Source organism: Petrotoga sp. DB-2, from assembly GCF_054051725.1.
The window spans coordinates 1-9,104 of the sequence record NZ_JBSVZD010000046.1; the positions used below are offsets into that span (position 1 = coordinate 1).

9 protein-coding genes and 1 tRNA gene are annotated in these 9,104 nt (G+C 38.2%); 5 read left to right on the plus strand and 5 right to left on the minus strand.

Going from position 1 to position 9,104, the window contains the following annotated elements; translation table 11 throughout:
• Positions 1–140 precede the first annotated feature (140 nt).
• The 4 genes from ACW9JY_RS10030 to ACW9JY_RS10045 all read right to left on the minus strand — a co-directional run bounded on the left by ACW9JY_RS10030 (position 141) and on the right by ACW9JY_RS10045 (position 1,719).
• Positions 141–287, minus strand: a complete 147-nt coding sequence (locus tag ACW9JY_RS10030; protein WP_457284266.1) for a hypothetical protein — start codon at positions 285–287, stop codon at positions 141–143.
• Positions 288–1,007: 720 nt separating this feature from the next.
• Positions 1,008–1,217 carry a DUF2922 domain-containing protein gene (locus ACW9JY_RS10035; protein WP_457284267.1) on the minus strand — a complete coding sequence of 70 codons (210 nt, stop codon included), beginning with the start codon at positions 1,215–1,217 and terminating at the stop codon, positions 1,008–1,010.
• A gap of 17 nt (positions 1,218–1,234) precedes the next feature.
• Entirely contained in the window at positions 1,235–1,435 is a 201-nt protein-coding gene (locus ACW9JY_RS10040) for a hypothetical protein (RefSeq protein ID WP_457284268.1), read from the minus strand.
• 77 nt (positions 1,436–1,512) lie between these two features.
• On the minus strand, positions 1,513–1,719 hold the full coding sequence (locus ACW9JY_RS10045; RefSeq protein WP_012209088.1) for a hypothetical protein: 207 nt from the start codon (positions 1,717–1,719) through the stop codon (positions 1,513–1,515).
• A 903-nt stretch (positions 1,720–2,622) separates the two neighbouring features.
• Between ACW9JY_RS10045 and ACW9JY_RS10050 the strand changes: the two genes are divergently transcribed.
• The 4 genes from ACW9JY_RS10050 (at position 2,623) to ACW9JY_RS10065 (ending at position 8,546) form a co-directional block, all read left to right on the plus strand.
• Positions 2,623–2,865, plus strand: coding sequence for a helix-turn-helix domain-containing protein (locus ACW9JY_RS10050; protein WP_457284269.1), 243 nt, complete (start codon positions 2,623–2,625; stop codon positions 2,863–2,865).
• Between the two features lie 430 nt (positions 2,866–3,295).
• A complete protein-coding gene (locus ACW9JY_RS10055) occupies positions 3,296–3,892 on the plus strand; it encodes a hypothetical protein (protein ID WP_457284270.1) in 597 nt (198 codons plus the stop codon).
• Entirely contained in the window at positions 3,876–6,917 is a 3,042-nt protein-coding gene (locus ACW9JY_RS10060) for an Eco57I restriction-modification methylase domain-containing protein (protein WP_457284271.1), read from the plus strand. Before ACW9JY_RS10055 ends, ACW9JY_RS10060 begins: the two co-directional genes overlap by 17 nt.
• Positions 6,918–7,262: 345 nt before the next feature.
• Positions 7,263–8,546 carry an alkaline phosphatase gene (locus ACW9JY_RS10065; RefSeq protein ID WP_457284272.1) on the plus strand — a complete coding sequence of 428 codons (1,284 nt, stop codon included), beginning with the start codon at positions 7,263–7,265 and terminating at the stop codon, positions 8,544–8,546.
• Positions 8,547–8,573: 27 nt separating this feature from the next.
• Here ACW9JY_RS10065 and ACW9JY_RS10070 read toward each other — a convergent pair whose 3' ends face one another.
• Positions 8,574–8,744: a hypothetical protein gene (locus ACW9JY_RS10070; protein WP_457284273.1), complete on the minus strand. Its 171-nt coding sequence runs from the start codon at positions 8,742–8,744 to the stop codon at positions 8,574–8,576.
• Between the two features lie 124 nt (positions 8,745–8,868).
• On the opposite strand from ACW9JY_RS10070, the gene ACW9JY_RS10075 reads away from it, so the two are divergent.
• Positions 8,869–8,945: transfer RNA gene (locus ACW9JY_RS10075), tRNA-Ile, on the plus strand.
• Positions 8,946–9,104 lie beyond the last annotated feature (159 nt).

The window sequence follows — 9,104 nt, forward strand, 5'->3', positions numbered from 1 at the left end:
CTTACATGATACCAGATTATTTAATCATTTGTTCATATTTCATTTTTTCTACCCACACTTTTTGGAAGAGAACCTAATTTTTTATAAAAACAAAATTTTTATTATAATTTCATTACATTTTGATTGAGGATGTTGTTGTTTTATTCATGTTGTGCTAGGTCTTCTTCAACAATCATTACTTCTTCTAAGTTTCTTAGGTAAAAGGGGTATTCTTTTGGTACGTAGGGCATTTTTGCTTTTCTTTTTCCAATGTCGCTTTTTATTTTTAATAGTACGAATTTTTTCATGTATCCTGTGAAATTTCCTTTGAGATTGAAATTGTCAATTGCACATAGGAAGAGGTAGGTTAAACTTCCAAAGCTGTCTTCAAAGTCTATGCCGCAATTTTGGGTGAGTTTGATTGCTTCGTTGACAAGGAAGCCTTTGTATTTGGTGAATAGGGTTTCTTTTGATTTTTTGTCGCCTTTTTTGGAGAGTGTTACTAGTTCGTGGTCCGATAGTTTGTTGTAGTTTTGATGTTTTATGGTGGTTTCCCCCTTTATTATTTTTTATTAATCTATTCCCGCCCACCGCCCCTTGTGGAAGGGACTCCGTCCCTTATTATCCCTGTTTAAAGACCTGATAGGTCTTTGTGAATTAAGGGGCTTCGCCCCTTATGATCTCTGTTTAAAGTCCTGAGAAGCCTTTGTGGATTAAGGGACTCCGTCCCTTAAGAACCCTTTTTTCAAGTTTGATAAGCTTTAGAGGAGTTAAAGGGCTTCGCCCTTTGTAATCCTACTGTAGGCTTTGCCTTTAGATTTTCGTCAATTTAAGAAACTTATTTTTATTAATCTATTCCCGCCCACCGCCCCTTGTGGAAGGGACTCCGTCCCTTATTATCTCTATTTAAAAGCTAAGGAGCATCTTGAGGATGGGTAGTTGTGTGGCATTTTCAAAGTATGTTATACGTGCGTATACTAATATATCAAAAAAACTCATGCCCCGTCAAGAGGCATGAGTGCGTTTCTTTATTGAATGAGGTTGAATACTTCGTTTGTCGTTGTTTCAACGATTTCTGCTTCGTCTACTTGTGCGGTTGTTGGTACTAATACGCCTATCAAGCTTTGCATTATTGGTTCTATTTCTGCTTGCGTTAGTGTTTCTAATACTCCATCAACTGATAGGGTTTTGCTTTTTCCTTCTGCTGTGTCATAGAATTTCATTCTTAATCTTCTCATTCGCTATTTCCTCCTTTTTAGATTATTTCGTAGCTTTCGTCGAAGTAATAGACTGCGTTGGTGTTTTCACAGAGTGAGACTAATCCTTGTAAGGCGGTTTTTATGTCTGCTTCTACGTCTGTGAATAAGTCATAGCTTTTATACTTTTTTTCTTCTTTTCCGTCTACTAGGCTTATCCAGACGATCTTTGCTTTTCTTGATTCTAAGTTCATTGCCATGTGTTACCACCTCCTGTGTGTTTTTGTTTTTCTTTGGTTTGCCTTGCTTTGCCTTACTTCCCCGGGGAGAAATCATTTTATGCTTTTTCTGGTTTTGGAAATAGTAACGCTACTACTCCGTCGATGAGTATGGAGATTATTAGGTCCATGATCGGAGAGTATTTGCCGATGGATTTTAAGAATTCTCTTACTGCGTTTAACACGATTTCTTTTTTCTTTTTGCCGTTACCAGGTACTTCCACCATTTTTACAAGGTCAGGGATTAGTCCAACTATTTCTTTCATTTTCTCACCTCCACTAATAGTATCCGTAAGAATACTTAAATTGTGGTAAATTATTGTTTACCATTTATCTATTCCCGCCCACCGCCCATTGTGGAAGGGGCTACGCCCCTTATGATCCCTGAATAAAGGCCTGAGAGGCCTTAGTGGATTAAGGGGCTTCTGCCCCTTTTCGATCCCTTTTTTGAAAGCTTGAGGGAAGTTAAAGGGCTGCGCTCTTTGTGATCTTGCTGAAGGCTTCGCCTTTAAGATTTATTATCTTTTCCCACCCACCGCCCCTTGTGGAAGGGACTTCGTCCCTTTTAATCCCTCTCAGCCTTTAAGGATTTCTTTTTTTATAAAGCCCACCATCTTTAGTGGGTTAATTTTTGAGACAGGTGGGTCAAAAATTGGGACAGTTTTGGGTCAAATTTTGACCCAGTTGTGGGTCAATTTTTGGGACACCCTATAAGGTTTTATGTTATTAATATAAATATATAAAAATATATAATATATTTTTTTTCATTTTGTAGGCTGAAAACGAAGGTTTGCAGCCTAGGGTAAAATAGTTGGTTGATAAATTTTTTGGAAGCTTTGTCTTTAAAATAGCTGTCGATTTATGAAGTTTATTTGATTATCTTTTCCCGCCCGCCACCCCTAGTGGAAGGGACTCCGTCCCTTATTATCCCTTTTTGCAAGCTTTTTTAAGCTTGTTTTTTGATGGTTGAAGAGTTTTAACTTTAATTTTTTTATCTATTCCCGCCCACCACCCCTTAAGGATTTATTTTTTTTGATGCATATCGCCCATAGGGGATTTTTTATTCTTTGAATCTAGAGGATTTTTTATTTTTTGAAAAATTATTTTTGGATTTTTTGCAGATATTACTATTGGGAAGAAAAAAATTTTTGGAGTGCTGAGGTGATTTTGTGAATGTTTTTAATCTTTTGAACAATTTTTTTAGAGAAGATGCGAGGGAGAAGGTTTCTTCTTCTGCCACAAAGCTTTATTTCTTTTTGATTTATGAGGCTAATAAGAGTTATTGGGAGGGACCTTTGATGCTTTCTGTTAGAAGGCTTTCTTCGCTTCTTTCTTTTAGCAAGAATACTGTTTCTAAGTCTTTGAGCGAACTTGAGGATAGGGGATTGATTATTTGCTATCCGCGAAAGTAGAACAGCCTTACGGCAAATGAGGAAGACAGCCTTGCGGCAGACAAGAATGACAACCTTACGGCAAATGAGGAAAATAGCCTCATAGTAAACAAGAGAGACATCCTTACAGCGAGCAGGAAAGACAGTTTCGCCGCGGCAAACAATGAAGGCGGACTTTTGGTGCACAAGGGAGACAGCCTCACGACAAATGTGGAGGGTAAAGGGGCTAGTTCTAGTGCTTTTTGGTTTGCTGATTTGCAATTAAGAGAGACGGCTTCACGGCAGACGAGGATAACAGCCTCGCAGCAAATGAGGAAGGAGAAAAAAGAGGTTTGCGATAAGGGAGAGAGCAAGTATGCCAAATTCTTCTGAGAAGCGCTGTTTTTGTAAGGACCCTTGGAATTGCCCAACACATGGGATTTTAGGCAATAATTATATGTGTTCGATATATATGAATTATTTGAACGGGAGTAGGAATTACAGGGATATTTCTCCAAAGATTTACCTTGATGCATCGTTTGATAATTTTCTTGCACTGAATGAGTATTTGAAGAAGGGTTTAACGAAGTGCCGTTATTTCGTTGAGGAGAAGTTGTGGGAAAAGGGTGTTGGTTTGATATTGTACGGAGGGTACGGTACGGGGAAGAGTAGGTTAGGGTTTACTGTGTTGAAAGAAGCGGCTGTTATGGGTTGTAGTATTGGCGTTTTGGATGTGTTGAGGGATTTTGAGAATTTTGAGGGTGCCGATGCCGCTGTTAAGAGAGCGCTTGATTCTGATTTGATTTTTATAGACGATCTTGGTGCCAAAGGTTATGATTGGATAGGGCAGAAGATAAGAATTGTTATAGACGAGGTGAATAGAAATCAAAAAAGCGTTATAATTTCTACAAACTTGCATCCAAAGGAGTTAGTTAATTTTTTGGACGATAGAACCGTTTCAAGGTTGATGGAGATCGTTCCAAAAGAAGGTTTGATTTATCTTGGAGAAGAGGATTTTAGGGTGAAAAAGAGAGAAGAGAAGGTGGTTTATTTTGAACAGATCCGTTAAGAAAATGGCTTTGGAGCTTAAGAGTATCCTGCAAAGAGAGGTCATAAATGAAGAAGACAGCCTCACGGCAGATGAGGAAAGCGTTTTGCTGGATGTTTTTTTGAGTTTTATTGTTTTAAGAGTTTTACAGGCGAAGAGAAACAGCCTCAGGGCAGATAAGAATGAGTTGGATTCAGATATTTTAGGTGATTATTTTTCTGGGGTTCAACTTCTGAATAGAGATTTTGATTGTTGTTATTTAGTAGATAAGATTAAAAACCGAATTACTCGCGAAACGATTGAAAAAGTCAGAGAACTATTTCAGAGTGTGAAAGATGAAGATTGGAAGAAAGAAGAGATTATTTCTTGGTCTTACCAGTATTTCAACGAAGCCAGTCTCACGGCGAGTAAGGATTTAAAGGCTAAAAATGGTGCTATTTCACAGTTTTATACCCCAAAATGGATTGTGGATTATTTGGTTGAAAATACGTTGGGGAAGTATTATACGGATGACAAGGGTGTGGACGTTGAAGATGTTAAGATTATAGATCCGGCTTGTGGATGTGGGAACTTTGTTATTGGGGTGTACGATAAGTTGAAAGAGATGTACCAAAAAAGGGGTTACGATAATGCTTTGATTGCAAAACTTATAATTACTAAGAACTTATACGGTATAGATATCGATGAGAACGCGGTTGAAATTACGAATTTGTTGTTGAGGTTGAAGGCTTTGGAGGATGGAGCCTATGAGAAGATTGAAACAAACATAGTAGCCGTCCCAGAGGAGAGCAGCCTCACGGCAAATGAGTATTTGAAGAAGTTTGAAAAGATTGGAAGTTTGATGAGAACAGAGGATGTTTTGAGTTTAAAGGAATCCGGTGTAGATGATGAGCGATTGAAGAAAGCTTTAGATGTGCTTACTTTGAAGTACGATATTGTTTTGACTAACCCTCCTTATTTGGATTCTTCTGATTATGATTTTGAGTTGAAGAGATACATAAACGAGGATTATAGTGAGTTTAAAAAGAATCTTTACGCCTGCTTTATCAAAAAGAGTTACGAGTTAGTGAAGACGGATGGATTTGTTGGTATGATTACCCCTCAAACTTTTATGTTCATTGCAAGCTATGAGAAGACAAGAAGGTTCATATTAAATAACTTTCAGATAGAAAGATTGGTTCACTTTGGTCTTGGAGGGGTGTTTGATAACGCTTTAGTGGATACAGCGATGTTTGTTTTGAGGAAAAGTGAAGACAGCCTCACGGCAAGTGAGGAGGGGAGTTTAGGTGGATATATAAACTTGACTGCTTTTAATGGGAAAGATTCTAAGAAGAAGGCTTTGTTTTCTATTTGGAAAGAAAAGAGAGAGGATTATATTTCTAAGTATGTTTTTAGGGTTGATAAGAGGGTTTTTACAAAGGTCCCGAGGTTCCCTTTCATCTATTGGGTGAATTCAGATGTTGTTCGTACCTTTGAAAACGAGCCGTTAGATAAGTTTGCCGATGCACGACAGGGTATAGCTACGGGAGATAACAAAAGGTTTTTGAGGTACTTTTGGGAAGTTAGAAGAGAGGATATTAGTTTTGATCATATTAAAGATGAAAGACAGCCTTACGGCAGGTATGGAAAGAAATGGGTCCCATATGCCAAAGGTGGGCCTTACAATAAATGGTATGGCAATTTATGGTGGGTTATAGCCTTCGATGAAGAGAATTACAATCTGTTGTCAAAGATGGGGAATTATCTTCCAAATAGAAAGTATTATTTCAAAAAGGGTATAACTTACACGATGACAACCTCGAAAGGGGCAACTTTTAGGTACCTTCCTTCTGGATTTTTGTTCGATTGTAAGGGGAGTAGTTTGTTTTTTTCAAAAGATGAAGATATCTTTAGGTTTTTGGGGTTGCTCAATAGTAGTTTGTTTTCTTATTTGGAGAGTTTTATTGCAGGGAGCGTGGATTTGGAAGTTGGGGATTTGAAAAAGCTTCCCGTTCCACAAGGTTTGTTTGAGGATTCTTCTGAGACTCAGGCGTTAGAAGCACTCGCCAGATTGAACGTGGCGATTAAAAAGCAGAACATCGAGATATATCCAAACGAACTGCATTTCAACGAGGAGAGTATCGATAGTGTTTCTCAGTTTTATGGGTTTATAGAAAGCAAAAATGCCCTTGATACTTATCTGCTTCTTTCTGAAGGGTTGATAGATGTACTGGTGATGGAGTTGTACAGTTTGAAAGAGAGAAATTTTGAGGAGATTTATAAGACGGTGGGGATTCCTACAGCCTTTTTTCCTTTTGCCGGCGATAAAGGTGTAGATGGTTTGCCACCGTTGAAAGAACTGTTGAAAAGCCAATATTTGTACGAATTTGGTTTGAAGCAAGCTGAACTAATTAAAGTAGAAAAGCTTATTGGAGATGTTTATAATAATAAAATCAAAACATTGAGCCACCTTTTGCCTTTCGATGAAGGTATAACCAACTATCATCGAAGAGAACCTTACGATAATTATGTGGAAAGAAAAGCAGAAGAAAGTTTCCAAAATCCTGTTAAGGTTTACAACAACATGGGTAACCAAGAGGAGATTTTAAAAAAGTTGGGGTTTATAACGATAGATAATGGGATCCAAAAGTATCTTTTGAATGGAGATACGGGTTTTATCCCCTTTGGATTTTCAATTGAAGAAGAGAATAGATTGTTATCTACCTTATTCAAGGAGCGCTCTGAATTGGAGCGTATTGTGAAGAAAGAGTTGAGGGGTTATGTCTTTAAAGATTACCTAAAACTTCATAAGAAGTTTTATAAAGATAGGCCTATCGTTTGGAAGTTGGGAAATAGAGATAGAGGCTTTTTAGTTCATTATCATAACTTGAACGAAAAAACCAAGAGTAACATCTTGGGCTTTTTGCGTAAGAGGATCAAAGAAACAGCCTCACAACAAATGAGGAACGAAAACAAAAGTTTCAGGGATTTGATGAAGATAATAGAGTCTAAGAATTTTGAGGTGAACATAGACGATGGGGTAGTCAAAAATAGTGCAATTTTTTAGTAATTCTTTATATATTTTAAAACCTCCCAAATGTTTTTTGGTTATAATGATTTTGGCTCTAAGGAACTACAGGTTCTTCCCTATGGGCGGACAGCGTAAAGAAGATTCATCATCCCTTTTCCTTATGGATGTTTAAAGGGTTTAAGGGACCGCAGGTCCCTCTTCCTTATGGGTGGGGAGCGTAAAGAAGATTCACCATCCCTTTTCCTTATAGATGTTTGGAGGGTTTAAGGGACCGCAGGTCCCTCTTCCTTATGGGTGGGGAGCGGGGCGAAGGGGCGCTAAAACAGCTTGCAGAGCTTTTAAAGAAGAGTGTAACTAAAAAATCAAAGGGAGGTAGAAAGTATGAAAAAGGGTATTTTGTTAGTTATGTTGGTTCTTGTGGTGTCGTTGCTCAGTTTCGCGGGCGATGTGAAAAACGTGATATTTCTCATCGGTGATGGTATGGGTCCAAACGAGATGTTATTAACGAGTTATATAGAGGGCCGTGAGCTTTACATGATGCAGATGCCTTACAGTGGTTACGCCATCACTTATTCTGCTGATAGCAACGTTACCGATTCCGCAGCAGCGGGAACAGCTCTTGCCAGTGGTTACAAAACTTACAACGGTTTTATTGGAATGCTTCCAGAAGGTGAAGTCGTGCCAACAATAGCGGAAGTTTTGGCTGAGCAAGGCTACAAAACGGGTGTAGTTGCAACTTCAAGAATAACTCACGCCACACCAGCGGCTTATTATGGTCATGTTCTCGATAGAGACGAGGAAGACAAGCTAGCTGAACAGTTGGTTAATAGTAACCTGACTGTTGCTTTAGGAGGGGGTTGGAGACATTTTGACCCTACACAAAGAGCCGATGGAAAAGATCTTATATCTGTTGCAAAGGAAAATGGTTTCGATTATATAACCACTAAGCAAGAGTTAATGGCTTACTCTGGAGATAAAGTTTTAGGGTTATTCTCTTCAAGTCATATGAATAGCGTTACTGAAAGAACGCCTGCTGAACCACTTTTACCCGAGATGACCGCCAAAGCCTTAGAGATTTTATCAAAAGACGATGCTCCTTTCTTTGTGATGATTGAAGGTTCTCAAATCGATTGGGAAGCTCACGATAACGATGTTTTTGGAATTTGGAAAGAAACGGTTGAATTCGATGAAGCTGTGAAGGTTGCTCTAGATTTTGCAAAAGAAAATCCCGATACCTTGGTAATTGTCACTGCTGATCACGAAACCGGAGGTTTAGGTTTGTCATCAGGTGGATACACAATGAATTTGGAAATGGTTAGAAATTATCAAAAAACTACGGATTGGGTTGTAGCTAATTCTCAAGATATGGAAGAGTTAAAGTCCAACGTGAAAGAGTATTATGGTTTTGATTTGTCAGAAGAAGAGATCGCATATTTGGAATCCACTAAAAACAAAGTAGATGCTTTATCAGAGATTACAAGCGCAAGAGCAAGTATTGGCTGGACAACACATGATCATACTGGTGCGTTGGTACCTGTATTAGCTTATGGACCTGGTGCTGAGGAATTTGTGGGTATTATGGATAACACAGACCTTCCTCGAAAAATAGCTTGTTTGTTGGGGGTTGAGCTTTCTTACCCTGTAGAGAATGTACCGAATAATTAAAATTAAAGGGCTGATTAGATCAGCCCTTTAATTTTTTAATAGCTTGACGACTTCGTTTTCTAAACTTTCGAGATCTATCTTTTCTTCATTGTCTAAGAGATTGAAGACCGCCTTTAGTACTATAATTCTTGGATATTTTCGTATTAGCGTTTTAACAGGGTCATCTTGACTTTTTAGGCTTTCCACGTTGTTGCTCATTTCACTAACTGCTCCTTTAAGAGTTATTTATCCCTCCCAAAACCACAATAACAAGCAAAAATTGTCTTTGTTAAAAAAAGTATTGACAAATGTTTTTTTAAATGCTATAATAATCTACGTAAACGGGCTCGTAGCTCAGTTGGTTAGAGCTTCCGGCTCATAACCGGGTGGTCGGTGGTTCGAATCCACCCGAGCCCACCAATAAAAGCCAAGGGTTCCTTGGCTTTTATTTTTTTATACACTTCAATTTTACTATTTTTATCGGCTTTTGTCAACTTTTTTCAGGCTCCTTGTCAAATATGGTTGATAGAATAGACTGAAGAGATGATGAAAAAGGTATTACAGAGATTTTTTGTTGAG

Bases quoted from the DNA above. Each gene is read 5' to 3' on its own strand.
- ACW9JY_RS10065 (WP_457284272.1), top strand. From the start codon at position 7,263: ATGAAAAAGGGTATTTTGTTAGTTATGTTGGTTCTTGTGGTGTCGTTG.
- ACW9JY_RS10055 (WP_457284270.1), top strand. From the start codon at position 3,296: ATGAATTATTTGAACGGGAGTAGGAATTACAGGGATATTTCTCCAAAG.
- ACW9JY_RS10030 (WP_457284266.1), bottom strand. From the start codon at position 287: ATGAAAAAATTCGTACTATTAAAAATAAAAAGCGACATTGGAAAAAGA.
- ACW9JY_RS10070 (WP_457284273.1), bottom strand. From the start codon at position 8,744: ATGAGCAACAACGTGGAAAGCCTAAAAAGTCAAGATGACCCTGTTAAA.
- ACW9JY_RS10045 (WP_012209088.1), bottom strand. From the start codon at position 1,719: ATGAAAGAAATAGTTGGACTAATCCCTGACCTTGTAAAAATGGTGGAA.
- ACW9JY_RS10040 (WP_457284268.1), bottom strand. From the start codon at position 1,435: ATGGCAATGAACTTAGAATCAAGAAAAGCAAAGATCGTCTGGATAAGC.
- ACW9JY_RS10035 (WP_457284267.1), bottom strand. From the start codon at position 1,217: ATGAGAAGATTAAGAATGAAATTCTATGACACAGCAGAAGGAAAAAGC.